The following is a 23233-nucleotide window of genomic DNA, read 5'->3' as shown; positions in this document are numbered from 1 at the left end:
TTCTTTCGGGCCGGAGCCGTTCGACGCACCGTGGAGGCATGCCGGGATGGCTGCAACCCGCGCTCAGTGCGCCGCGCGTGAGCTTGACTCATCGCCCGGCCGCGCCACCGGTTCAAGGAAGGAACGCAGCATAAGCAACTTATAAGTTTCTTATGGCGGACTTGTTAGTTGCGAGCGTGTGCAAGCGCAATATCATCTCATAGGCAGCGCGGCTACCCGCAATGCCCCGTGGGACGAGGGCAGAAACTGTTCCACGGTCCGGCAGAAAAAGAAAGCACTGGAGAAACTCGGCGCGTTCCGGCGCCCGTTCGGTTTTCCGCAACATACCCCCGCGAAGATCGTATAGTGCCGCCGGAACGTGCGCTTTCTAACGCCGCATCGGGGTTCTGAGCATGTTGACCAACGCTTCCATCTCACGCGCGCTCGCGCTCGCAGGCGACTTGCAGACACGAATGCGCGATGCCGCGCCGTTCCTGGTGCCGCTGGGCGCGGTTGCGGTTGCAACCGGCATTTCATGGGCGCTGAAGGGCTTCATCCCCGACGAGAGCTTGTCGATGGTTTTCCTGCTGGCGGTGCTGGTCGCCTGCGTCATTCACGGCCGCAACGTCGCGATCCTGTCTGCCCTTCTCGCCTTTCTTGCATACAACTTCCTCACCGTCGAACCGCGGTTCCGTTTCAGCTTCGCGCCGCTCAGCGATACGCTGACGATCGCGGTCTTCCTGGCGGTCGCCTTGCTGACCGGCGGCCTAGCGGGGCGCGTGCGCGATCAGGCGCGGGCCATGGCCGACCGAGCAGCAACCATCGGCATGCTGTTCGACGCCAGCCGCGAATTGGCGAAATCGTCCGACCAGGGCGAAATCACCACAATTCTCGCCAACCAGGTCTCGGCCGCGACCGGCGCACCGGCCGATGTGTTCATCCGCATGGATGAGACCATCGCGTGGGCGGCGCGGGGTCCGGCGCGAGCGCATGCGGACCAGGCGACGATCGCCTTCGCCGATGCGGCCTGGAGCAGCCTGCGCCATGCGGGACGCATCGATCTGCAGAACTCTCGCCAATCCGGCCTCATCGCCCACCCGCTCGGCGCGTTGCGGCGGCCGATCGGCCTGCTGGTCTGGCGCAATAATCCGTCGAGCGACGGCGGACGGTCGATGGACGAGCAGACGATCGCGGTGTTCTGCGAGCTCGGCGCCGTGGCGCTGGAGCGCGTATTCCTCATGGAGGAAATAACCAAGACCAAGATCCTGGCGGAGACGGACCGCCTGCGCACCGCGCTGCTCTCCTCGATCAGTCACGATTTCCGGACCCCTCTGGCAGGCATCCTGGCTTCCGCCACCGGGCTCCTGGAGCATGGCGACCACATCGAGCGGTCGATGGCGCGCGAGCTGCTGGTCGACATCCGGGACCAGGCGGAACGGATCAACCGCTACGTCGCCAACCTGTTGGACATGATCAAGCTCGAATCCGGGGCCATCGTCGTACGGCTGGAAGAAACCGACCCGATCGACATCATAGCGGCGGCGACCCGCCGCTATGGCGCGCGTGGTGCCGAGGGCTGGGTCAAGCGAGCATTTCCCAGCGAGACCTGCCTGGTGGAGGCGGATCCCGTGCTGCTGGAGCAGGCGATCTTCAACGTCCTGGACAATGCCATGCAGTACAGCCCCGCCGATTCCAGGATCGAGATATCCGTGCATGCGGACGCCACGCATGCCGAGATCGTGATCACCGACGAGGGCATCGGAATACCGGAAGCCGACCTGGAACGCGTGTTCGACAAGTTCTATCGTGTCTCCGCAGATCGCTGCCGCGTGCAGGGGACCGGCCTCGGCCTGTCGATCTGCCGGGGATTGATCGAGGCCATGGGCGGGCAGATCCATGCCAGGAGCCCCATCACGGACGGCCACGGAACGGCCATCCATCTGCGGCTGAAGCGCCCGTGAGATCGACGGATGGCCGCCCAGCGCATCCTCCTGGTCGATGATGAGCCGCAGATCCTGAAGGCGCTCCGGCTGTCGATCAGCGCCGCCGGCTATACCGTCCTGACAGCGGCAACTGGAGCCGAGGCCATCGAGACGATCCGGAGAGAGCTCATCGACGCCGTCATCCTCGACCTCGGCTTGCCCGATATGGACGGCAAAGAGGTGATCGGCATTGTGCGCCAGTGGTCGGAGGTCCCCATCGTGATCCTGTCGGCGCGCCACATGGAAGGCGAAAAGATTGCCGCCCTGGATGCGGGCGCCAGCGACTATGTCAACAAGCCGTTCGGCGTGGGCGAGTTGCTGGCGCGCATTCGCGTGGCCTTGCGGCTGCAGCGCCAGCGGGACAGCGCCAATGCCGTGTACCGGGCGAGCGACCTGAGTGTCGATGTGTCGGGGCGAAGGGTCATCGTCCGCGGCAAGGACGTGCGCCTGACACCCAAGGAATTCGACCTGCTACGCATCCTCATCATGCATGCCGGCCAGGTCGTGACGCATAATCAGCTGCTGTCCTTCGTTTGGGGCCCCAATGAGATGCGGGACAGCCAGGTATTGCGCGTCCTGGTCGGGCAGCTCAGGCAGAAGATCGAGGCCGACCCGCGTGTTCCCGCCATCGTGCTCACCGAGCCCGGCGTGGGATACCGTTTGCGCGCCGAAGACGATCCAGCGGAGGCAAGGTCATGACCCACATCATTCCGGCACCGGAGGCGCAGCCATGAAGCCCGCACGCACCCAGGAGCCTGGTAGTTTCGTCCTGTTCGTGACGGCGATAGTCGTCGCGATTCTGGTCGCCATCATCGTCGGCTGATGCGCCACAGGGACTGACGCGTTGGGCCAACGTCGCATGATCCGAACAATTCGCGTGCGTAGCAGCTAGCTCTCGCGAGCCAGCTTGTCCCTGATCCCGGCAATCAGACCGGGATCGGCTGTCAAATGGAGTCCCTCCGAGTCCAGGATGGCGCGGAACAGATCGGCGCGCAGCCGGTCGGCATCGATCGGTTGGGTGAGGCGCGCGCCAAGCGCCGAGATGAGCACGTCGACGCAGCGATCCGCGGCATTGAGCCTGCCCCACAGATAGTCGTGCTCGCGCCAGGTGCGGTTGAAGAAGGCGCCGAAGCTCATCAGCGCCGTGCCCTTGAGCATGATTTTCTCTGGCCCCAATCCATGGGCGTCGGCAGGGCTGATCCGGTCGACCAGAACCTCGTTGATCTCGTCCATGTCGGTCCATTGCAGGATCGGAAAGGTGATGAGATCGTAGAAGGCAAAGCCCACGTAGGACATGGTGACCGCGCGTCGCGCCATCGGCGGCAGGTAGTTGAGGCCCATGAGCGAAATGATCTCATCGAGGTCGCGATCGATCTGGATGAGGCCCATCGACCGTTCCAGCGCCCCGAACAGCTCCAGCGTCGGCGTCTCATAGGCAGCGGCCGCTTGGGCGATGTGCATCGCAGAGGCAGCGGACTCCGGCCCGTGACAGGGCGTGTCCCACCGCCGCGTCAGCCTGTCCATCACCTCGTAGAGTGCGCCCTTCAATTCGTCGATGGCGCCGGATTCGATACGCAGCCCTGCTTGCTCCATCGTGCGGTAGAGCTCGTTCAGCCGGCGGATCACGAAACGGATGCGCCGCACCCGGAAGTCGAGGTCGAACATGCGAAGGAAGGGGACGAGGCGCGCCGTCCCGCCATCCTCGTTGGGCGCCACCATCCGGTCCAGCAGCCGTTCGACCTGCGCGGCGTCCGCTTCCGCGCCGCCCGCTTTGGCCAGCGCCGCGATCAATGCGGATAGGCGTTCGATCACCCGCCGTAGTTTCAGTGTCTGATAGCTGAGATAGGCAAAACCGGCGCCGGCATGCGTCTTTTCGTTCGCCGCGCTGCGATAACGGCCGATCTCGTCGATGGTAGGCGGGTTTTCCGGATCGGCATCGACGATCTCGTCCACCAGCTTTTCCACTTGGGGATCGGCGGCGGCTAGGATCTCCGCCATGCGGCGCGCGCGTTCGTTCCATTCCTGGATCGCCATCAGGTCGTCGGCGATCGGCTCGTTGCGCGGGATCAGCGCCATCGCTGTCAGGATGGTGCGGAAGAAGCCCGGCGTTCCCTGATCGCCGCGCTGCACGGCCTCGCGATGAGGATTGGGATCGACATAGATAATGCGGCGTACCACCTCCCGGCTGGCCGGCCGGTTGCCAAGCGCGTGGATCACGGGAGAGAACGGCTTGTTCATCACCACGCTGCCGTCGATGAAGTAGCCACCGGCGTTCGCTTTCCCATGCGGATCATCGATCGCGAGCTTCTTGGTGATGAAATCCCGGCGGGTGGGCCAGTCGCGGCTTCGCCCCGCCAGGATGCGGTCCATTTCCGCGATGGTCGCCGGCGGAAATGCGCCCGGAAAAGACGCGGTCGCCCTGGCTGCAAACACCAGGGATGGCACGTCGTCCCGTGTGAACTCGCTGACGATCTCGCCCGACAAGGCGCGGCGGCAGGTGAAGGAGACGATCCGACGGTGCTCGGTCTCATCGACCGAGGGCGGATCATGCAACTGGATGCGATGACGGTGGCCGCGATAGTCGGTCAAGGTCACGAACAGATCCAGGCGATGACCGGGTGGCAGCAGCGTGCCGTTCGGCGACGCCTGCTGCTCCATCGCGTCGCAGGCGTCGAGGATCCAGCCGCTGAACCGCTCGCCAGAGAAAGGTGGCGTGAACCATTGCGCCTGAACGAACTGGCGCAGCTTGGCCCGCGTCTCGGGATCCGCGACCTGCTGCCCGAAGCGGCGGGCCAGGAACTGGTCGAACAACGGCGCCATCGCCGCCTTGGTCAGGCGGCTGATCGGGCTGCCTGGCGCCGCGAGGCTGGTGACGTCGGCATTCTTCAGCCAGAGTTCCCGGTGCGGCTCCAAGGGCAGATCGTGCGCCAGGGCTTTCGCCAGCATCACGCCGTTGATGCCGCCGGCGGACGCGCCGGAGATCAGATCGACGACCACCCGGAGGTCGAGTTCCGGCGACAGCTTGCGAAACAGCTCGTGATAGATCGCGGTGGAATCACCGGCGGGCGGGGTGGCGCCGCGCCCGGCGCGAAACTGTTTCGACGCGCGCACCAGATTCAGGATCTCGCGCGTCACGCCATGGATATAAACCGCCAGCGAGACGCCGCCATAGAGCACGACCGCCAGCCGCACTTCGATCTGCTTCATGGAACGGAAGTCCCCGAGTCGCGATCCTGGCCATGTTACAAGGCTGGACGCCTCTTGCCACGCCCCTCGCCATCATGGCCTGATCTTGGCCGGATGGCCCGACGCGGCTGCTTTGTGCATGGAATCTTGGGAGGCGGGTCACGTGAACTACTTCGACAATCCGGACTATGTGGTTGCGGTCGTCGGTGCGGGCCGTGGCATTGGCAAGGCTGCAGCCCTGCACCTTGCCCGGCATGGCGTGCGGGTTGCCTGCTTCGATCGCGAGGGGAAGGCCGCAGAGGCTACCGCGGCAGAGATCAGCAGGAGCGGTCGTGACACCATCGCGCATGGCCTGGAGGTGGCGGAGGAATCCACCATACCGCCGGCAATCGAGGCGGCCGCACGGACGTTCGGCCGCATCGATGCCCTGGTGAATTGCGCGGGCGTCACCGGACGCACCAACATTCCCGGCCATGAAGTCGAACTCGAGGACTTCGATCAGGTCTATCGCGTCAATCTGCGCGGCGCGTTCCTGCTCTCAAAGGCCGTGCTGCCGCACATGCTGGCGCGCAAGTATGGCCGCATCCTTCATGTGGCTTCCATCGCCGGCAAGGAGGGCAATGCCGGCATGACCGCTTATTCCGCGACCAAGGCAGGGTTGATCGGCATGGTGAAGAGCCTGGCCAAGGACTATGTCGAGCACGGCATCACCATCAACGCGCTCGCCCCCGCCGTTATCCGCACGCCGATGGTGGAGGCGCTGCCCCAGGCCACCATCGACTACATGACGGCGAAAATCCCCATGCGCCGTTGCGGAGAATTGGAAGAAGCGGCGCAAATGATCTCTTGGATCGTTTCACCGGCGTGCAGCTTCACCAGCGGTTTCACCTTCGACCTGAGTGGCGGTCGCGCAACGTACTAGTGATCGAGAGTGAACAACTGGCCTGCGGAGACTCTTGGGCCGCAGACGATCATTCCGGCAGGCCGGCCCTTCGTAAGCCTTCGATATGGTGCTGGCGATCGCTCTCCTGCCTGTAGTGCATCGTCGTCATATATTGTGTCACAGAGAAGTCGGGTGCCAATTTCAGCACTTCACGGGCATGGCTACGAGCCGCGTCGAGCCTGCCTGCGTGCGCGTTCGCAGCGGCCAGGAAGGCATGATGGGAGTGGTCGAGCGTATCGATTCTCCTGAATGATTCGATCGCCTCCTCATAGCGGTGCGCCACAAAGTAGGCTCTCCCAAGGTGGTTCCAGAACCTTTCCGGGTGATAGGGGTTGAGCCGCGTCGCCTTCTGAATCCACTCGATGCCCTCTTCCGGCTGCCCCAGCCAGGTGAGGATTTCGCCCTGCTGGACCACGATGAGATCGTCGTTAGGGTTCAGGCTGAGCGCACGTTGCTGATGATAGACAGCCTTATCGTGGTCGTCAGTCGTAACCGCCAGAGCTGCCAGAATGCGGTGCACGTCGCTGTCATGGTCATCCAGACTGAGCGCGATTCTCAATTCCTCGGCAACCTCGTCCATGGTGGCGTCGCGATCTGCGCACCAATTGTACACCCAAGCTTGACCAAGAGTACAGCCTCTCCAGGCGTGTGCGTGCGCGTACTTGGGATCCAGCGCGATCGCGCGGTTCAGGAGTTCCAACGCTCTGGCGTTGTCGGCCGGGTTCGACCGGTGGTGCAGGACCTTGCCAGCCAGCAGGCACTCGTAGGCTGCCATGTTCTCTGTCGGCTTGTTGGCGGCTCGCTCTCGGGACGCGGCTTCGACTCTTCCCGCCAGGGTCGACACCACGGCCGAGGTCACCTCATCCTGAATGGCGAAGATGTCCTCAAGCTGCCGATCATAGCGCTCGGCCCAAAGGTGCCGGTCAGTCTCTGCATCGATGAGCTGTACCGTCACACGCACCCGACCACCCGCTTTGCGAACGCTGCCTTCAATGACGTACTGAACGCCTAAAGTCCGCGCGACCTCGGTGACGTTGACCGACTTGGCCTTGTACTTGAAGGACGTGTTGCGCGAAATTACGAACAGCTCTTTGAAACGCGACAATTCCGTGATGACATCCTCGGTCATACCGTCGGCGAAGAACTCCTGTTCGGAGTCACCGCTCATATTGAGGAATGGCAACACCACAATTGAAGGCTTGACCGGCAGGGATGGGGTATTGCCCGGGCGGCGCGGCGACGGCGCCGCCATGTCGAGACGGTACACCCGCACCGGCTCCGCTATGTTCTTGAGTCGACGTTCGCCGAGATCCTCGAAGCTCAGGTTTAGATTCCGGGCCACTTCGGTGAAGACCTTGGCAGATACGCAGATGCCGCCTGGCTCGGCCAGCTCCTGCAATCGGCTCGCGAGATTGACACCGTCTCCGTAAAGATCCCCGCCCTCGACCAGCACGTCGCCAAGATTGACGCCGATGCGCAGATGGACGGGCTTCCCCTCGGGTTGCTCCTTATTGGCGGCGGCCATGGCTTGCTGCAGGCCGGCCGCCATTTCCACGGCGCTGACGGCGCTGCCAAACTCGGCAAAGAGGCCATCGCCCATCAGCTTGAATACGCGGCCGCCGTATTTTTTGATCAGCGGCTCTACCAGATTGATGCGACGCGCCCGGAGGAGAGCCAGCGTGCCGGCGTCATCCTCGCTCATAAGCCGACTGTATCCAACCACGTCAGCGGCAAGGATCGCAGCAAGGCGGCGCGTCACGGTCATGGCAAGAACTCCAGCCTCCGCAGCCGTTGGATGCCAGGATCGGTGCCAACGCCACCCGTCGCGTGGAGCGCACGAGGTGGGACGCGGCCACGCGTGTCAGGGTCTTGTGCCTCGGGGCCCCTCTTCTCCTACGGCCTGCAGGGGAATGGTAGGACGAGGTCGATGCGAAGGCGAGTCCCAAGTGAGCAGCGCGCGGCAATCGGCAGAACTGTCAGTTGCAAACGCGAGCACTTTTTAGTCCTCGCTGTACCTGGAAAATTCCCATGCGACGTTGCGGGGAATTGAAGAGGCGGCGCAAATGATCATTTGGATCGTTTCACCAGCTTGCAACTTTACCTTCGACCTCAGCGGCGGTCGCGCTGACTTGGCAGTCTAGCCTGCCGAGACAAGCCCCTTGCGAACGCCGAGAGGAAGACTCATCTGCTGCAATGCGCGTGGAGTTGAATGGTGGTGACGTTCAACATAGCGATATTCAAAAGATGACTTTATCTGACATCTTCGTGCAATGGCCCGGGCCTATGATGTGTTGTGAAGGCGACGAGGTGCGCTGCACTCGTCTCGAAGGTAAGTAGAATTTGGGGAATCGATTTCCCGAGAACATGCATATGCCGAGGAGCGTAACGATGCCCAACCCGTCTAACATTGAACTCATTCAAGGCTCGACCAAGGTTGGTGTCCTGGTGCCGGAGAACGAACGCGCGATGCGCCTGGTGGTGACCGACCAGCGCTATCGCCTACTCGACGGCAGCCGCTTCCCGAGCGTACGTCAAGCGGAGCTGACGGTGGAGCGGCTCTCCAACTTCGTGGATCGTCCGCCTTCCGCTCACGCCGCCTAGACTAGGCGCGCCAGAGCTGTCCGCGGCTTTTCACTTTTTCAAGAGTGCGGAACAGGGCCTCGTCATTCGGTGCGACATCATGCCCGTGGGGCTGCGGCGGAGCGACGCGCCAGCCGAGCGCGGCAAGGACTGGCGGCGCTTCGTAATAGCCCGCCAAGGCTTCGGCCAGCAGCGCCTTGAAGGCAACCGGCGCATTCAGCTCGACGATGCGGAGCTTGGCCACGCGATCGGCCGCAGCCGCCGCCAGGAAGCCGTCGTTCTCGCCAAGCGCGGTGATGACCGGCTCCGCCAGCCGCTCGAGCCTGGTGAGGTCGAGGCCGGCTTCCGACGCTGGCGGCAGCGGCGGCTCGCCTTCGTCGCCGGGCAGCATTGTATCCAGGATGGCGAGGAGCATGGTGCGGGTCATGGCCTCGCCCCCACTAAGGCATCCGCGAGCTTCAAGGCAAGCGCGCCAATGGTCGAACCGGGATTGCAGGCTCCAGCCGTCGGGAACAGGCTGCCGTCGGCGACGATCACGTTGGGCACTGCATGGCAGCACCCGTCGGCATTGGTGACGGAGGTCGCAGGATCGCTGCCCATGCGCGCCGTGCCCAGGAGATGCCAGCCGGTATAAGGCGCCAGCGGCACGCGCACGATGCGATGGGCGCCCGCCGCGCGCAGCATCTCCTCCGCCCGTGCCATGCCGAAATCGAGCGCGCGACGCGCCTCGCGTGACAAGGTGTATTCCACCCGGACGCCGGGCATGCCGTCCGCCTCCATCTCCCTGGCCATCGTGACGCGGTTGTGCAACTCCGGCAGATCTTCCGCCATCACCAGCACGGCCATGGAATGGCGGAACTCCTCCCGCAGCAGGCGCTGCGCCTCCGCACCCCACGCCGGCTCGAGGCGAGAGGCCTGGACCAGCAGCGGGTTCTCCCGCGTGACCTGCAGATGGATGCCGCGCTTGAATCCGCGTGTTTCGTCCGTCTCGTAGAATTCGTGCGAGTAGAGCGCGCAGCCGACCGGACCCACCGGTCCGTCCAGCTCCTCCGTGAACATGCCGCGCACATAGGCCGCTGGATGGAACATGAGATTGCGGCCGAGCGCGGGCGACTCGATACCCGACGCCATCAACAGGCGTGCTGTCCCAATGCCGTTGCCAGCCACGACGATGGTGGAGGCCGGCTGCCAGCAATCGCGGCCGTTGCCGTCGCGATAGCGGATGCCGGTCGCCACGCCGCCTTCCACCACGATCTCCTGCACGATGCAGTTGGTGCGCAGGCCGACGCCGCTGGCGATCGCCCGCGGCCAATAGGTGAGGTCGGTCGAGGATTTCGCACCGTTGGCGCAGCCTTGCTGGCATGGGCCGCAATGATTGCAGGCTTCGCGCGTGCCTTCGGTCACGGTGTTGATCGCGGCATCGACCGGCCACCAGTGCCAGCCGAGCGCATCGAACGCCCGTGCTGCCTTAGCGCCGAGACGGCCCAGCGGCAAAGGCGGCATGCGCCGTGATTTCTTCGGCGGATAGGCCGGATCTCCCGCCAGCCCCGACACGCCGAAGGCCTCGTCGTTCAGGTCGTAATAGGGCTCCAGATCGAAGTAGGAGAACGGCCAATCGTCGCCCACGCCGTCCAGCGTTCGGATCTTGAAGTCCGAGGGGTGCAGGCGCGGGAAGTGCGCGGCCCAATTGATGGTCGAGCCGCCGACGCCATTCCACATCAGTGGCTTGAAGTCCGAGCCTGAATCATCGATCGGATAATCGGCGGAGATGCCGTTGCCGCCCGCCTGCAGCCGCAGGTTAGGCGATGTCGCCCAACGCCCGAGCGACAGGCGCTGCCAGTCCGGCTGCTGCGCGGGAAGGTTCGCACGATCCAGCCAATCGCCGCGTTCGAAGCACAGGATGCGCAGGCGAGGCGCGCGGCCGGCCAGCCGCCGGGCGAAGGCCGCGCCGCCCAACCCAGCCCCGACGATCGCAACATCGATCGGGCCAAACTTGATCTGTCTGCCGGACGCCATGGAATGCTATCGCATGACCAACACTGTTAGGATCATGCGACAACGGCGCGCATTCGGCAATCATACGCCATATGGCCGGTCGAGCTAGGCTCATCGACATGTGATCGCGACGAGTTGCGACAAATGTTCCGCACTTACGTGGAACAGGCCGCGCCATTCCTGACGCGGCCTTTCCTTAGGCGCTCTCGCTCGCCTTCAGGCGGACGAGCTTGCTGAGCAGGGCGTCGAAGCCCTGTCCCTCACCCGCGTGGAGATCGATGCGCCCGACCTTCTCCACCAGGCGCTCGAGGCGCTCGAGCTCCTTCAGACGGAGCAGAAGCGGGTTCTCCTCCATCAGCTTGGCGGTGTTCAGGAGCGAGCGCGTGGCCGCAGTCTCCTCCTGGCGGCGGATCAGGTTGGCCTTCGCCGTCCGTTCCGCCTCCACCACCTTGTTCACGAGCTCGCGGATCTCGCCGGGCAGGATCACGTCCTTCACGCCGAGCTCCGTCACCTCGATGCCAGCCTCGCCGAGGCGCTCGCGCACGAAGCTGCGCAGCTCCGCGTCGAGCACCGACTTGGCCGACAGCACCTCGTCCAGGGTGCGGGCCGCCACCGCCTCGCGGATCGCGAACTGCACCAGACGGTACAGCCAGCCATCCACGTCCACGACCGCGCTCACCGCGCGCTCGGGATCGACGATGCGACGCAGTGCCGTCAAGGTCACACGCAGGGCGATGCGGTCCTTGGTCAGCATCTCCTGCGCGGTGATCTCGACTGCCTGCGGACGCAGATCGACGCGCTTGATCTCGATCTTGCGGCCGACGGTCCAGAAGGCGTGACGCCCCGATGCCAGGCGCTCGACCAAGCGACCTTCGACGTACAGCAAGCCTGCCTCGTGGTTCTCGACGACCGTCTCCATCACGTGCGGGTTGCGTGCACGCTCGATCAGCGACAGGTGACGCACGCTGACCTTCGGATCGCTGGTCACGTCGATCCGCTCGACCGTGACCGCGGTTGCGACCTTCCAGTAGACGCGCACCTGCCAGGGCGCCATCAAGTGCGTCGGACGCCCGTCGAGGCTGACGATCGCCAGCTCATCGGCGCGGGTCTCCACCGCCTCGAACAGCTGGGCCGCGATCTCCGGCCGCTCCGCCTTCAGCACCGCATAGCGGTCCGCCGGGAACTCGGTGCGCACGACGTTGAAGCTCTCCGCCTTCAGCGCGCCGCGCGGGTCGAACAGCCGATGCAAGCCCGGCTCCAGGACACGCACGGTGCGGCCGTCGCGCAGCAACAGCGCGCGCTCACCGTCCTTCACCAACACACGCAGGAACAAACCAGCGCGAACCATTTTGCCCTCCATCCATGCGCCGCGCGGCCCATGCCGCGAAGCGTCGTTTCAGATCCGAGGAACCGGGTTCCGGACGCGTCTTCCTTCGAGAACGGCGGGCCCGGGCTTCAGCCCGACGGAGCGCGCGTACAGATCTCCCCGCCACCGAACTTTCGTTCAGCGTTGGAAAGCTGGACTCGCGTTCCGCGCGGGCGGTATCCGCCCCGGCGCAGAGCCGGTCTCAAAGTGTCTGGTTCGTTCGAGAGGCCTTTTGGCCAGACGACCGGACCGCGACTGAAGCGCGCGTCCGGTTCCCTTCAGAGGTTGTCAGCGTGACAAGCTGAACCGGAGCGCAGGAGTGGGATTCGAACCCGCGACTGGATGGTCTATGTCCATCTGCTCTACCTGACTGAGCTATCCTCGTTGTGCATCCGACCGGATTTGAACCGGCGACCTCCGGATTTCTCCGGCGCTCTCACCTGACTGAGCTACGAATGCCATGTCTTCGTTCGGCGGAACACGAGATACGCAGAGCGCACCGCGCCGGCCGGGACTAACAGCCCGGGCCCAGGGCCTCGCGAAGGAGCGGCGTTATGATCCCGCTCTTCGAAAAGAGCAAGTAGAATCTGCACTGCAGGTTGCAGCGGCTCTTCAGGTTGTGGCCGGCTCGACACATGGCACCGATCAGCGCAGTGTTGCGTTAAGCATCGGCGGCCCCATATTTCGTCGGTGTTCCAATGGGATTTGCTCCATGTCGCGAACACTGATCATCATCGGACTGTTGATCGTCGCGGTGGGCGTACTCTGGCCCTGGCTGCAGAAGATCGGTCTCGGCCGGCTGCCCGGCGATTTCGTCATCAGGCGGGAAGGCTTCACCTTCTACGCGCCGATCGCGACCTGCATTCTCATCAGCATCGTGCTGTCGGTCGTGTTCTGGTTCCTGAGACGCTGATAGCGGGAGGATCAAGCTATGGATTTTCGCCAACCCACCCGTCGCGCCGTCCTCGCCGGCGGGGCAGCGCTGGCCGCCTCGGCCGTGGCATCTCCGGTGAGCGCACAGGCGCCGCAGGTCCTCATGCGCCCCATTCCATCGAGCGGAGAAACGATTCCGGCGACGGGCCTCGGCACCTGGATCACCTTCAATGTCGGCAATGATCCCGTGTTGCGCGACGAATGCGCGGCAGTGATGGCAGCCTTCTTCGAGGCCGGCGGGCGCATGATCGATTCCTCGCCGATGTACGGCTCGTCCCAACCGGTGATCGGCTACGGCCTAGAGAAGCTCGGTTCGCCGCCCGTGTTCTCAGCGGAGAAGGTATGGACTTCGTGGGGCTCCAACGGCCCGGAGCAGATGGAGCAGTCGCGGCGCTATTGGGGCGTTCCGCACTTCGACCTCATGCAGGTGCACAATCTGCTCGCCTGGCAAGACCATCTGAAGACGCTCTACGCCATGAAGGAGGCGGGCCAAGTGCGTTATGTGGGGATCACGACCTCGGAGGGCCGACGCCACGACCTGTTCGAGGAGGTCATGCGCAAGGAGAGGCTCGATTTCGTGCAGATCACGTACAACATCGTCGATCGCGAGGTGGAGGAGCGCCTGCTGCCGCTGGCGCGCGACCGCGGCATCGCCGTCATCGTCAACCGACCGTTCCAGCAAGGCGACCTGACGCGCCGGCTCGAAGGTGAAGAACTGCCCGAGTGGGCCAGCGAGATTGGTGCCAGCAGCTGGGCGCAGTTCATCCTGAAGTTCATCCTGTCGCATCCCGCCGTCACCGTCGCGATTCCCGCGACCACGCGCGTCGATCATGTGCGCGAGAATGTGGCAGCCGCCAGCGGCCCGCTGCCGGACGAGGCCATGCGGCAGCGCATGGCGGCCTATATCGAGCAGCTCTGATGCGGAGTTCCGATGAGTGAGTGGTGGGGCTACCGCCTCTCGGACTTTCTGCTGTTCTCCCCCCGCGCTTATTGGCGCCTGCTCGAGTTGCACAACGAGGCGCTCTGGCCCTTGCCGCTGCTAACGCTCGCGGCCGGGCTTCTCGCGGGCGGCCTCGCGCTGCTGCGGCCGAAAGCAGCCTCACGAGTTATTCCGCTGCTCCTCGCCGTGCTTTGGGCGTGGGTGGCCTGGAGCTTCTTCTGGAACCGCTACGCAACCATCAACTGGGCAGCCATTTATGTCGCGCCCATCTTCGCGTTGCAGGCGATGCTTCTGTTCGTGCTCGGCGGCCCGCGCCAAGTGGATCCCGATGGGCGAGGCTGGTGGCGCGCGATTGTCGTCACGCTGCTCGCCGTGGCACTGCTGTATCCACTGCTGGCGCCACTCAGCGGGCGTCCGTGGAGCCAGGCGGAGATATTCGGCATGGCGCCCGATCCCACGGCGACCGGTACCCTGGCGCTGTTGCTCCTCACGCGCGCGCGCTGGTGCGTCCTCCTGTTTCCGATTCCGGTTCTGTGGTGTCTGGCAAGCGGCATAACGCTAGGGGCGATGGATGCGTCCCTGGCGTGGGTGCCACCGTTCGCCGCCCTTGCGGCCTGCGCGCTGGCCATCGCGCAGCCTCGCAAAGCGGCGCGACCGCGAGTCTAAGGCGCGCCTAGAGCCCGAGCGCCGTGCGCGTTGCCGGACCGGCGATGCCGTCCGCCGTCAGGCCGCGTCTCGCTTGAAAGGCCTTGAGCTGCGCTTCCGTTGCTGGCCCGAAAACGCCGTCCACTTCGAGCGCGAAATCCGCCCTGGTCAGTGCTTCCTGGAGAGCGACGACGTCGCCGCCCTGCATGAAGGGCGAACGCAGGCGCAGCAGCCGTTGCTCCGCGATCTCGGCGGAAACCCGGATCGGCGGCGCGCCGGACAGGATCTCCTCGGTGATGGCGACACCCCGCACTGTGAGAGGCAGTGGCAGCGCCCAGGCCTGGGCATCCACCAGTTTCTGCAGCGCATCCATGCGGTAGACCGTCTTGCGCAGGAGCGTGTTGGAATGGTTCGCCAGCCAGTGACGGCGAGTCGCGATGTAGGTCGTGATCCATTTCTTCTCGTCGCTGTCCCCCGGCCGCTTGATGGCGGCGATGGTGCGATCGCGCATCCGTGCCCAGGAACCGTGCACCACGCTGTCATACACCGTGGTCACGCCGAGCGCGGTCGTGATGCCGAGGGACTGCGCCGCGGTCGCCGCCGGTGCCCAATAGACGCGATCGAAGAAGCCGTCCTGGCAAGCTTGCATCACCGGATCGTCGCCCGCCGCACGCAGCAGCGACTTGAAGCTTTCGTCGTGATTGAGCGCGGCGTCGATCCCTTCGAGCCGCGGCAGGCTTGGCCGCAGCCGGTCCGCGAACGCCGCCTCCCGCATGTCGCAATAGGCCTTGATCAGGAGATAGAGATTGCCGCTGCTCAAGGTGGTCTGCGAACGGCCATAGGTCAGCTGTCCGGAATCGCCTGCCAGCAGTGTCACCTGGCCATATCGCCCCAGGGCGCGGCCTGTCTCAAAGATGTTGACGATGGCTTGCGCCGTGCGTTTCTGCAGTTCGTCCATGGCATGCCTCCATCAAAAAAGGGGTTACGGCCGCACGCAATAGCGGGCGGCGTCGAATAGAGCTCATCATGTCGCTTGGCCTGACAACCTATAGCTGAAAAATGTATTAAGATCAATCGCAGCGTTTTTGCTGCGGCAAGGCGGGTTTCGTTCTCAGCCAAGCTAAAACCAGGAAATCATGGGCGGAATTGGAACTGTTCTGGCACGGTTGCCAGGCTGACGGGGGCGGCGTGACCGGGTCTGCTATTTTCGCGTCACGAACCGTCACGGAAAGTGGGCGATCTTTCTCAGGAGCGAGATCGTCGGCAACCCCGCTCAGGTCTCGCGCTCGAGATCCTGTCGCGCCGCCTGCAGGAAGCGCGCGGCCTCGCCGCCGGTCACGGCGCGATGATCGAACGTCAATGACAGCGGGAGGACGCGGCGAACCTGTGGCCCATCTTTTTTCGGGAGGATCACGGAGCGTGCCATGCCCGCCCCAAGGATCGCGACCTGCGGCGGCACGATGACGAGCGCGGCATAGCGACCACCGAACATGCCGAAGTTCGACAAGGTGATGGTCTGGCCCCGCAGTTCCGCCAACGGCACCGTGCGTGCGCGAACATCCGCCTTCAGCGCATCGATGCCCCGGCGTAGGCTGGCCGCATCGCGATGACCGACATCGCGCAGCACCGGCACAATGAGGCCGTCGCCGGTATCCACTGCCAGGCCGAGATCTATGGTGGCATGCAGCCGCCGTGTCATTCTGCCGCCATCATACCAGGCATTGAGCGCAGGCGAGGCTCCGCAGCCGGCGACGATGGCGCGTACCAGGCGAACGGTGAGGTCCTCGCCCTTCTCCCAGCCGCCGATATCGGCATCATCGACCACGGTTGCCGGCACGATCTGCGCGCCGGAGCGTGCCATGTTGGCCGCCATCGCGCGCCGTACGCCTTTCAGCTCCTCCTCGGGCGTCGCAGCGGCTGCGATCCGCGCCAGCTTTTCGACATCCTCGATGGTGATGGCTCCGCCCGGGCCTGTGCCAGCCACATCTGCGAGCTCAACGCTCAGCTCCCTGGCGCGCCGGCGCACGGCGGGCGCCGCCCTCAAGCCAGGAACTGGCGGCAGAGTCGGTTGCTTCGCTTCCACCGGCGCCGCCGCTGGCTCCGTCAATTCGCCGACGATCGCACCTGTATCGGCGCGCGCACCTTCAGCGAACTCGACCAAGGACGCGCCGACCTTCACGCGTTCCCCTTTGCCTGCGCACAGCCGCTCGATCCGGCCGGACTGCGGGGAAGGAACTTCGATCACCGCCTTGTCCGTTTCGACCGAAACCAGCGGCTGATCAGCAACCACATGATCGCCCGCAGCGACGTGCCAGCTTACGATCTCCGCGTCCTGCAGCCCCTCGCCCAGATCCGGAAGCCTGAACGTCTTCATCGGAAGGCCAGAACCCGCCGCGCGGCAGCGAGAATCCGCTGCTCCTCCGGCATGTAGTGCTGCTCCAGCCGCAGCAGCGGCATCACCGTGTCAAAGCCGGCAACCCGTTCGATCGGTGCCAGCAGCGAGAGTAGGCCGTGCTCCGCGATCCGCGCCGCGACCTCCGCGCCGAACCCTGCAGTGCGTGGCGCCTCGTGGATGATCACGCAGCGGCCGGTCTTGGCGACCGACCGCAGCACGGTCTCGCTATCAAGCGGCTTCAATGTTGCTAGGTCGATGACCTCGGCGCTGACACCGCCGGCAGCCAAGCGCTCACCGGTGGCCATGGTCTCCTTGAGCATCGCGCCCCAGGTCACGAGGGTGAGGTCGCTGCCTTCGCGCACGACAAAGGCACGGTCGAGCGGCAGCGATGCGCCGTCATCTGGCACCTCTTCCTTGATCGCGCGATAGAGCCGCGTCGGTTCGAGGAACACAACCGGATCCGGATCATGGATGGCGGCGAGCAGCAGCCCATAGGCGCGAGCCGGGGAGGAAGGGATGACGACGCGCAAACCGGGCATGTGCGCGAATATCGCCTCCGGGCTCTCCGAATGATGCTCGACGGCCCGGATGCCGCCGCCGCAGGGTGAGCGCAAGACCATCGGGCAGGTGAGACGACCGCGCGTGCGCGTGCGAATGCGCGAGGCGTGGTTCATCATCTGGTCGATGATGGGATAGATGAAGCCGGTGAACTGGATCTCGGCAACCGGCCGGAAGCCCTGCGCCGCAAGGCCGACACAGAGGCCGGCGATCGCCCCTTCGGCCAGCGGCGTATCGATCACCCGTCCCTCCCCGAACTCGGCGAGCAGTCCCTCGGTCGCGCGGAACACGCCGCCATCCTTGGCAACATCCTCGCCCAGCACCACCACCGTCGGGTCGTCCCGCATGGCGCGTGTGAGGGCGCGGTTGATGGCCTGGACGAGCGTGATCTCGCTCACCTTCGGCTCCTTGCAGCCAAGGCAGCCGCGCGCTGGTCGGCAAGATCGGCGGGCAGCGTCGCATAGGTATGATCGAATATGCTCTCGACGGGCTGCGGAGCAGTCGCGAGATAGGATTCGACCGCCGCGTCGACCTGCGTGCTGAGCGCGGTCAGCATGCGCTCCTCATCCGCCTTGGTCCACAACTCGCGCTTCACAAGATAGCGGCGAAGGCGTGCGATCGGCTCCTCGTTCCAGCGCTGGCTCACTTCGGCATCGCTGCGGTAACGGCTCGCGTCGTCTGCGGTCGTATGGTCGCTGAGGCGATAGGTAATCGCCTCGATGAGGGCAGGGCCGTTGCCGGCGCGCGCCCGCGCCAATGCATCCTCGACGGCGGCACGGACCGCGATCACATCGTTGCCATCGACCTGCTCGCCCGGAATTCCCGCCGCGACTGCCTTTTGCGCCAGCGTCGCCGCAGCCGTCTGCCGGGCGACCGGCACCGAGATCGCCCAGCCATTGTTGTTGATGACGAAGACGACGGGCAGGCGCCATACGCCCGCGATGTTCAGCGCTTCAGCGACCTCGCCCTTGGAGGTCGCACCATCACCCATCACGCAGACTGCGACGCATTGCTCTCCGCGGAGCTTGAATGCAAGCGCCACACCGACCGCATGCGGAGCATGGCTGCCGACCGGAACGTTGACGGGGAAGTCATGCCTGGGACCGGAAGAAGCACTGCCGCGCTCATCACCGCCCCAGTAGAGCAGGATGTCCTGCAGAGTCACGCCGCGCCACAGCTGCGCGCCATGCTCGCGGAAGCTGGGCAACAGGAGATCTTCCTCACGCATCGCCGCTGCCACGCCAACCGCTACCGCCTCCTGCCCGAGCGACGACGGATAGGTGCCGAGCCGGCCGGTACGCTGAAGCGCCACCGCCTTCGCGTCAAACGTGCGCGTGAGCACCATCGCCTGGTAGAGGTTGATCAACTGCGTGGAATCGCGCGCAAAGTCCGGCATGGTTGCCGTCGCGTCGCCCGACGGTGAGAGAAACCGCCGGTATTCAATTGCAAACGAGGCGGTGGTGGACCGGGCGCCTTCCAACCGACGTGCCTTTCTGCCGTCCCAGCTGCGGCTAGCGCAGTGATCCCTATCCTTACCGACAACGCTATTTAAGTAGGTCGTGTCAGCCTTGACCTGTGTCAATGCCGGAAGAAAATGGCGGCGGCGTCCCCGAGAGGATTCGAACCTCCGACCTGCGGTTTAGGAAACCGACGCTCTATCCTGCTGAGCTACGGGGACGTGGGGTGAGGCAGGATCCGGTCGGCAGCCCTTATAGCAGAGCCGCCCTGGCCTGTCAGGTCCCGCCTCAAAGGCCTTAATCCAGCGCTTCCAAGGCCTTGACCGCCGCGTCACTGGTGGCGCCCCTGGGCGCGGTCTTCAGGAGCGGGTCGGGGGCGGCGGTCAGCAGGATGGTGACGGTGCGGTCGTAGGCAGCCGGATCGAGCCGTCCGAACGGAATGCGGTCCACCTGCACCAGATCGTTGGCCGCCCAGATCGAGCGCAACAGGGTCGCCAGTTCCGGCACCGGCGGCGGCACGATCTCGACCAGGAACTCCGCCGCCTTGCGCGCCTCGTGGGCGGCGTTTCGCCAGCCGGCGCGCACGGCTGCGAGAAAATGCGCGATGCGTTCGACGCGGTCGGAGTATTTCAGATCCTTCGCACGCACATAGACGCCGTCCTCCAGGATCGCGGTCCCCACCTGCTCATAGAAGAAGACGCGATAGTCGAAGGTCGTCTTGCCATGCAGCCCGAGCTGCGCTGGCAGCGCATAGCTCTGGCCGGTGAAGCAATCGCTTGCGCGCTGGCGATAGGCATCGGGATCGAGTCCCTCGCGCAGGATGGTGACGCCGTCCGCCTCGCCATAAATGCCAAGGCCGACCTTCGCCATCCAGGCATAGAACGCGCCCTCCCGCCCGCCGGACCACAGCGATATGTTCATGCCCCTGAGGTCCTTGGGCTCCTTGATCGGCTTGCGGCAGGCCAACACTAGGCCGGATTTCTGAAAGATCTGCGCGACGTGAAGAATGTCCGCGCCGTCCGCCCGCACCTTGAGCGCCCGAGGCATGATGTCGACGGCAAGGTCAGCGTCGCCGGTCGCCAGCATGGCCGAGGGCGCGCGCTTGTCGGCGATCACGAATGTGGGATCGAGCCCTTCGCGCGCGAACCAGCCGCCGGCTTTCGCCAGGTAATAGCCGATCGTGCGCGCCGACGGCCCCTCCGGGAGCGCCACCACGATCGGCGTTAGCTCGGTATCCTGGGCGGCAGCGGGTGGCTGGGGCGCCGCCGCAGCGAAGATCAGGACCAGCAGGGCGGCAGGTCCGCGCCTATGTCGCTGCTGCCGAACCGGCGCCTCCACGACCCATCTCGCCTTGCATCTCATTGCAGGGCAGATTACAGGCGCATCCTGGCGGCGCGCAATCGATCCGCGCGGTCGCTGGCTGCGCGAAAGCGAGAGGTTGATGCAAATCCGATCTGTCGGCATCGCCGGCGCTGGCGCCTGGGGCACCGCTCTTGCCATCCAGGCGGCGCGTGCCGGCCTCGTCACCACCCTGTGGGCGCGCCGCCCGGAAGCGGCGGCCGCGATCGCGACGAGCCGCCAGAACCCCGACTATCTGCCCGGCGCCACGCTGCCGCCGGAGGTCACCGTCACCGCACAGCTGGCGGAGGCGCTGGCCGCCGATGCCGTGCTTTACGTCCAGCCGGCACAGCATCTGCGCGCCTTATGCATGGCGGCGCGCGATGCCTGGCGCGCGGGCACGCCGCTGGTGCTGTGCGCCAAGGGGATCGAGCTGGGCAGCGGCCTCCTGCTCACCGATGTGGTGGCGGAGCTGCTGCCGCAGGTGCCAGTCGCCGTCCTTTCCGGCCCCAGCTTCGCCGGCGAGGTGGCGGCCGGCCTGCCGACGGCGGTGGTGATCGCCAGCCCCGATGCGGCGCTCAACGAAGCGCTGATGCTGGCGCTGTCGCACGGCGCGTTCCGGCCCTACGGCAGCCTGGACCCGGTCGGCATCGAGCTCGCGGGTGCGGCCAAGAACGTGCTCGCTATCGCCTGCGGCATCGTGATGGGACGGAACCTCGGCGAGAATGCCCGCGCCGCCCTGGTGACGCGCGGCCTGGCCGAGCTGGCGCGCCTCGCCCATGCGCTCGGCGGGAGGGCGGAGACGATGCTGGGCCTCGCCGGCGTCGGCGATGTGGTGCTGACCTGCAACTCGATGAAGTCGCGCAACGCCTCCCTCGGCTTTGAGTTGGGGCGCGGCCGACCTCTGGCGGAGATCCTGAAGGAGCGGCGCAGCATCGCCGAAGGCGTGCCGACCGCCGCCGCGCTCGAGCAGCTGGCGGCGCGGCTGCAGGTCGACATGCCGATCGCCCACACCGTCGCCGCCATCCTGTCCGGCCGTGCCGACATCGACCAGGCGATCCGCGATCTGCTCGCCCGCCCGCTGAAGCACGAAGGCTGAGCGGTCTGGATAATCCACGAACGCCAGTCGTTCACCGCCGCGACATCGCTATGCCTAACGAATCGCTAACGTTTGGGTGACACCCTAACGAACCCGAAGCACCGTGGCGCTTCGCCGCGACTCGGCGAGGCGAGATATCATGAAGCTTCGACCGCGGAAGCAGGAGGACGACGTGAACACGGAACGTCTGCTGTGCGCGACCGATGGCTCGCCGCCTTCCGAGAAGGCCGTGGCCTACGCGGTCGGCTTGGCCGAGGAGATGCGGCGCCCTATCACCTTTCTGCTGGTCGCCGACGGCGCGCTGGAGACGGCGCCGGAGATGTGGGACGAGGCGCGGGTAAAGGCGCAGAACCTGCCGCCGGACAAGGAGCTGCTGGCAGCGCTCAAAGCCGCCTTGGAACGAAAGCTGCTCAACGTGAAGCTGGTACGCGCCTACGGCTCCGACCCGGCGGAGGCGATCGTCGGCTATGCCGAGCGCAACGGCTATCACCACATCATCGTCGGCTCCGAAGGGCGCACCGGCGCCAAGCGCATGCTGCTGGGCTCGGTCGCCGAGGATGTCGTCACCCGCGCCCACTGCCCCGTCACAGTCGTGCGGTGAGCGGCCCTCGCACCCCGTCATCATCCGTTACACACGATTCCGCGAGCAGCCTCTTGTGCCCGCGCCGAAATTTCCTATTTCCAGGGTCGGCGCTTTGATGTATTTTCCGCGCCCAGCTGAAACTGCGTAAGAGTGCTTTGATGTACGCCTTGCGTCACCGACGACGTATCCCCGAGAGCCTGCCGGGCGGGATGGTCGTTCGTACGCAAGGACCGGAGCACCTCCATTAGCGAGGTGATCCTCCAGGCGGCGGACGACCGGGCAAACCGGCGAAACGTTCGAAGACCTGTTGTGAAGGATCACCACCGATGAAACTCATCAAGCCCGAGTACCTGATCAAACCTGAACCGGCCGTGCTGGCTGGCGCCGTCGAACGCCTGTACGACGACGTGTTTGGCCCAGCACGGTTCCACAAGGCTTCCTACCTGTTCCGAGAGGGCGTCGAGCCTGTTCGTGAGCTGAGCTGGATCGCGCTGGAAGGCGACCGATTGGTGGGCGCCATCCGCTACTGGTCGATCCTGGTCGGCGAGAGTGGCCATCCGGCCTTGCTGCTCGGCCCGCTCGCGATCGCGCAGGACCGCGCCGGCAAAGGCATCGGCCGCGCCCTCATGTTCAAGACGCTCGATCTTGCCGCGCAGCTTGGCCACGATCTCGTGCTGCTGGTCGGCGACGTCGATTACTACAAGAGATTCGGCTTCGTTCCGGCGACGCCGCACGGCTTCGTCATGCCGGGCGAGACGCGGCCCGACCGCCTGCAAGTGGCCCCGTTGAAGGACAATGTCCTGGGCCGGATTGCGGGGGAGGTTCGCCACCTGCACAGCGGCCTGCCGGCTGTCGCCGCAAAGGCGGCCAGACGCGCGCCCCGCAGAGCCCGCGCCCGCTAAGCTGACCGGAGAGTAAGCTCACGCCCGTCGGACCACGTCCGACGGGCTGCTTGCTTGTACGGCCAACAAGCACCCGACGCTGCCCAATGAATGGTCAACTCAGGTGCGGAGCTTTCGCCGCCTGCTGTCGCCCTTGTCGCCCTCTCCGCCTTTCGGCGGCGACTTTGCGGCGCGGCGGCGCGTCTCGGCGTTCTCTTTCGCGAGTTCCGGCTGGGCTGCGCTCGGCTCATTCGATTCGATGAAGTGCCCCGCGCTGTCGCGCTCGACCGCGGGTTTGTCACGCTCTTTGTCGCGTCTCGGCATGTCTCGCTCCATAGCTGCTTTCTCGGTCAACCATGGCCGGTTGGACGCG

21 protein-coding genes and 2 tRNA genes are annotated in these 23233 nt (G+C 65.2%); 10 read left to right on the top strand and 13 right to left on the bottom strand.

The window, feature by feature from the left end; all coding sequences use genetic code 11:
* Positions 1 to 392: 392 nt before the first annotated feature.
* Both DTX69_RS10785 and DTX69_RS10780 read left to right on the top strand, forming a co-directional pair.
* Positions 393 to 1940 carry an ATP-binding protein gene (locus DTX69_RS10785; RefSeq protein WP_119301549.1) on the top strand — a complete coding sequence of 516 codons (1548 nt, stop codon included), beginning with the start codon at positions 393 to 395 and terminating at the stop codon, positions 1938 to 1940.
* 9 nt (positions 1941 to 1949) lie between these two features.
* Positions 1950 to 2660 (top strand): response regulator, encoded by a 711-nt coding sequence (locus tag DTX69_RS10780; RefSeq protein ID WP_119301548.1) that lies wholly within the window; start codon positions 1950 to 1952, stop codon positions 2658 to 2660.
* Between the two features lie 189 nt (positions 2661 to 2849).
* Here the strand turns inward: DTX69_RS10780 and DTX69_RS10775 are convergent, their stop codons facing one another.
* Complete coding sequence (locus DTX69_RS10775; RefSeq protein WP_119301547.1) at positions 2850 to 5168, bottom strand: patatin-like protein; 2319 nt, start codon at positions 5166 to 5168, stop codon at positions 2850 to 2852.
* 142 nt (positions 5169 to 5310) lie between these two features.
* Between DTX69_RS10775 and DTX69_RS10770 the strand changes: the two genes are divergently transcribed.
* The gene (locus DTX69_RS10770) at positions 5311 to 6069 is read left to right on the top strand and encodes an SDR family NAD(P)-dependent oxidoreductase (protein WP_284735692.1); all 759 of its coding nucleotides are present in this window, start codon (positions 5311 to 5313) and stop codon (positions 6067 to 6069) included.
* 49 nt (positions 6070 to 6118) lie between these two features.
* Here DTX69_RS10770 and DTX69_RS10765 read toward each other — a convergent pair whose 3' ends face one another.
* On the bottom strand, positions 6119 to 7855 hold the full coding sequence (locus tag DTX69_RS10765) for an adenylate/guanylate cyclase domain-containing protein (protein WP_284735691.1): 1737 nt from the start codon (positions 7853 to 7855) through the stop codon (positions 6119 to 6121).
* Between the two features lie 623 nt (positions 7856 to 8478).
* Here DTX69_RS10765 and DTX69_RS10760 point away from each other — a divergent pair.
* Positions 8479 to 8691: a hypothetical protein gene (locus tag DTX69_RS10760; RefSeq protein ID WP_119301545.1), complete on the top strand. Its 213-nt coding sequence runs from the start codon at positions 8479 to 8481 to the stop codon at positions 8689 to 8691.
* Between the two features lies 1 nt (position 8692).
* Here the strand turns inward: DTX69_RS10760 and DTX69_RS10755 are convergent, their stop codons facing one another.
* The 4 genes from DTX69_RS10755 to DTX69_RS10735 all read right to left on the bottom strand — a co-directional run bounded on the left by DTX69_RS10755 (position 8693) and on the right by DTX69_RS10735 (position 12490).
* Positions 8693 to 9097: a hypothetical protein gene (locus tag DTX69_RS10755; RefSeq protein WP_119301544.1), complete on the bottom strand. Its 405-nt coding sequence runs from the start codon at positions 9095 to 9097 to the stop codon at positions 8693 to 8695.
* A complete protein-coding gene (locus DTX69_RS10750; protein WP_119301543.1) occupies positions 9094 to 10686 on the bottom strand; it encodes a GMC family oxidoreductase in 1593 nt (530 codons plus the stop codon). Before DTX69_RS10750 ends, DTX69_RS10755 begins: the two co-directional genes overlap by 4 nt.
* 175 nt (positions 10687 to 10861) lie before the next feature.
* Positions 10862 to 12013 (bottom strand): slipin family protein, encoded by a 1152-nt coding sequence (locus DTX69_RS10745; protein WP_119301766.1) that lies wholly within the window; start codon positions 12011 to 12013, stop codon positions 10862 to 10864.
* Between the two features lie 405 nt (positions 12014 to 12418).
* Positions 12419 to 12490, bottom strand: a tRNA-OTHER gene (locus DTX69_RS10735).
* 253 nt (positions 12491 to 12743) lie between these two features.
* Here DTX69_RS10735 and DTX69_RS10730 point away from each other — a divergent pair.
* The 3 genes from DTX69_RS10730 to DTX69_RS10720 are packed head-to-tail and all read left to right on the top strand — an operon-like array spanning position 12744 to position 14570.
* Positions 12744 to 12944 carry a DUF2905 domain-containing protein gene (locus DTX69_RS10730; RefSeq protein WP_119301542.1) on the top strand — a complete coding sequence of 67 codons (201 nt, stop codon included), beginning with the start codon at positions 12744 to 12746 and terminating at the stop codon, positions 12942 to 12944.
* Positions 12945 to 12962: 18 nt separating this feature from the next.
* A complete protein-coding gene (locus DTX69_RS10725; RefSeq protein ID WP_119301541.1) occupies positions 12963 to 13883 on the top strand; it encodes an aldo/keto reductase in 921 nt (306 codons plus the stop codon).
* Positions 13884 to 13895: 12 nt separating this feature from the next.
* Positions 13896 to 14570 (top strand): DUF6064 family protein, encoded by a 675-nt coding sequence (locus DTX69_RS10720; protein ID WP_119301540.1) that lies wholly within the window; start codon positions 13896 to 13898, stop codon positions 14568 to 14570.
* Positions 14571 to 14577: 7 nt separating this feature from the next.
* On the opposite strand, the gene DTX69_RS10715 is transcribed toward DTX69_RS10720, so the two are convergent.
* The 6 genes from DTX69_RS10715 to DTX69_RS10690 all read right to left on the bottom strand — a co-directional run bounded on the left by DTX69_RS10715 (position 14578) and on the right by DTX69_RS10690 (position 20297).
* Positions 14578 to 15507 carry a chitosanase gene (locus DTX69_RS10715; protein WP_119301539.1) on the bottom strand — a complete coding sequence of 310 codons (930 nt, stop codon included), beginning with the start codon at positions 15505 to 15507 and terminating at the stop codon, positions 14578 to 14580.
* A gap of 315 nt (positions 15508 to 15822) precedes the next feature.
* Positions 15823 to 16923, bottom strand: coding sequence for a dihydrolipoamide acetyltransferase family protein (locus tag DTX69_RS10710; protein WP_119301538.1), 1101 nt, complete (start codon positions 16921 to 16923; stop codon positions 15823 to 15825).
* A complete protein-coding gene (locus tag DTX69_RS10705; protein ID WP_119301537.1) occupies positions 16920 to 17900 on the bottom strand; it encodes an alpha-ketoacid dehydrogenase subunit beta in 981 nt (326 codons plus the stop codon). Before DTX69_RS10705 ends, DTX69_RS10710 begins: the two co-directional genes overlap by 4 nt.
* Positions 17897 to 18982: a pyruvate dehydrogenase (acetyl-transferring) E1 component subunit alpha gene (pdhA, locus tag DTX69_RS10700; RefSeq protein WP_284735690.1), complete on the bottom strand. Its 1086-nt coding sequence runs from the start codon at positions 18980 to 18982 to the stop codon at positions 17897 to 17899. Before pdhA ends, DTX69_RS10705 begins: the two co-directional genes overlap by 4 nt.
* Positions 18983 to 19106: 124 nt before the next feature.
* Positions 19107 to 19180 (bottom strand) — tRNA-Arg (locus tag DTX69_RS10695).
* Positions 19181 to 19256: 76 nt separating this feature from the next.
* Entirely contained in the window at positions 19257 to 20297 is a 1041-nt protein-coding gene (locus DTX69_RS10690; RefSeq protein WP_162917076.1) for an ABC transporter substrate-binding protein, read from the bottom strand.
* 103 nt (positions 20298 to 20400) lie between these two features.
* Here DTX69_RS10690 and DTX69_RS10685 point away from each other — a divergent pair, with 103 nt between their 5' ends.
* From DTX69_RS10685 to DTX69_RS10675, 3 genes are all read left to right on the top strand, one after another.
* Positions 20401 to 21396, top strand: coding sequence for an NAD(P)H-dependent glycerol-3-phosphate dehydrogenase (locus DTX69_RS10685; protein ID WP_119301765.1), 996 nt, complete (start codon positions 20401 to 20403; stop codon positions 21394 to 21396).
* A 139-nt stretch (positions 21397 to 21535) separates the two neighbouring features.
* Positions 21536 to 21997 (top strand): universal stress protein, encoded by a 462-nt coding sequence (locus DTX69_RS10680; protein ID WP_119301534.1) that lies wholly within the window; start codon positions 21536 to 21538, stop codon positions 21995 to 21997.
* 308 nt (positions 21998 to 22305) lie between these two features.
* The gene (locus DTX69_RS10675) at positions 22306 to 22881 is read left to right on the top strand and encodes a GNAT family N-acetyltransferase (RefSeq protein ID WP_119301533.1); all 576 of its coding nucleotides are present in this window, start codon (positions 22306 to 22308) and stop codon (positions 22879 to 22881) included.
* A 99-nt stretch (positions 22882 to 22980) separates the two neighbouring features.
* Here the strand turns inward: DTX69_RS10675 and DTX69_RS10670 are convergent, their stop codons facing one another.
* Positions 22981 to 23184 carry a hypothetical protein gene (locus tag DTX69_RS10670; RefSeq protein WP_162917075.1) on the bottom strand — a complete coding sequence of 68 codons (204 nt, stop codon included), beginning with the start codon at positions 23182 to 23184 and terminating at the stop codon, positions 22981 to 22983.
* Between the last annotated feature and the right edge of the window lie 49 nt (positions 23185 to 23233).

Origin of the sequence: Dongia deserti (assembly GCF_003574735.1) — a bacterium.
Taxonomy (GTDB): Bacteria; Pseudomonadota; Alphaproteobacteria; order Dongiales; family Dongiaceae; genus Dongia_A; species Dongia_A deserti.
Note: the sequence above shows the minus strand (reverse complement) of the source record. Positions and strands in the feature narration are given on the sequence as shown.